The sequence below is a fragment of the Calditrichota bacterium genome, from assembly GCA_014359355.1.
GTDB lineage: Bacteria > Zhuqueibacterota > Zhuqueibacteria > JANLFK01 > Oleimicrobiaceae > Oleimicrobium.
This window is the reverse complement of record JACIZP010000165.1, coordinates 1-1,367: the sequence shown is the minus strand read 5'-3', so window position 1 is coordinate 1,367 and position 1,367 is coordinate 1. Positions and strand designations below refer to the sequence as shown.

Below are 1,367 nucleotides of genomic sequence, written 5' to 3'. Positions count from 1 at the left end.
ACCTGCGACGTGCTCGTGGTGGGGGGCGGGCCCTCTGGGCTGACCGCTGCCATCGAGCTCGCCAAGAGGAACTTCTCCGCAGTCCTGGTGGATGACAAGGCGGCCTTGGGGGGGAAGCTGGTCCTGCAGACGCACAAGTTTTTCGGCTCTGTGGAGGACTGTTACGCCGGTACGCGTGGCATCGACATCGCTCGGCTCTTGGCACAACAGGTGGCCGAGCTGCCGAACATCACGGTGATGACCAACGCATCTGTGGTCGGCATTTACAAGGACCAGAAGGCCGGTGTCTTCGTGGACGGCCGCCACTATGTGATCGTGGGCTTCCAGGGCCTGGTGGTGAGCGCTGGCGCCCGCGAAAAGGGCCTCATCTTCCCGGGCAACCATCTGCCGGGCGTGTATGGCGCAGGGGCGTTTCAAACTTTGGTGAACAGGGACCTTGTCCGCCCAGCAGAAAGGCTGTTCATCATCGGCAGCGGCAACGTTGGTCTCATCGCCGCGTACCACGCCTTGCAGGCCGGCATGCAGGTAGTGGGAATCGCCGACATCCTGCCAAAAGTAGCCGGCTACAAAGTGCACCAGGACAAAATCAAGAGAATGGGGGTTCCCATCTACCTCTCGCACACCATCCTTTCCGCTGAGGGAAGAGGAAGGGTGGAGCGCGTCACCATTGCCCAGGTGGATGAGCGCTTTCAGCCGATCCTCAGCACGGCGCGCACCTATGCGGTGGATACCCTCCTCCTTGCCGTAGGCTTGAGCCCCGTGGACGAGTTCTATCAAATGGCGCGGCGCTTCGGCTTCAAGGTGGTGAGAGCAGGGGATGCGGAGGAGATCGCCGAGGCTTCTTCCGCGATGTTTGGCGGACGCATCGCTGGACTGCGGATGGCCGGGATGCTCGGCGACCAGGTGCACATCGACGGCACCTTTGCTGAAAAGATGGAGATTCTGAAGAGCCCCCCAGGAAAGGTTTATCCCAAGCAAGCTGTGGCACTGGGCCCCAAGTTTCAGCCGGTGCTTCACTGTGTGGAAGAGATCCCTTGCGACCCCTGCGCCGCAGTGTGCCCCACGGGCGCAATCTCTTTGCGAGGGGAGAGAGGCAATCTTCTCGACCCGCCTGTCTATTCTGGTGAGTGTTCAGGCTGCATGCTGTGCGTTGCGGCCTGTCCCGGCCTGGCAATTACCTTAGCCAGGAAGATTGACGAGCACTGGGCAGAAGTGGTTATCCCACACGAATTTGTCCCGAACTTTGCCCCCGGGGATCAACTCCCCGTGATGGATCAAGAGGGAAAGTTCTTAGAAATGGGCGAGGTGACGAGAATACGGTTCAACAAGAAATACAAGACCCACCTGGTGACCTTGCGCGGTTCGCT

Annotated in this window: 1 protein-coding gene; it reads left to right on the top strand. The window is 60.2% G+C overall.

Going from position 1 to position 1,367, the window contains the following annotated elements; genetic code table 11:
• Positions 1-1,367: FAD-dependent oxidoreductase (locus tag H5U38_06845; GenBank protein MBC7186736.1), on the top strand; the 1,367-nt coding region annotated here is incomplete at both ends.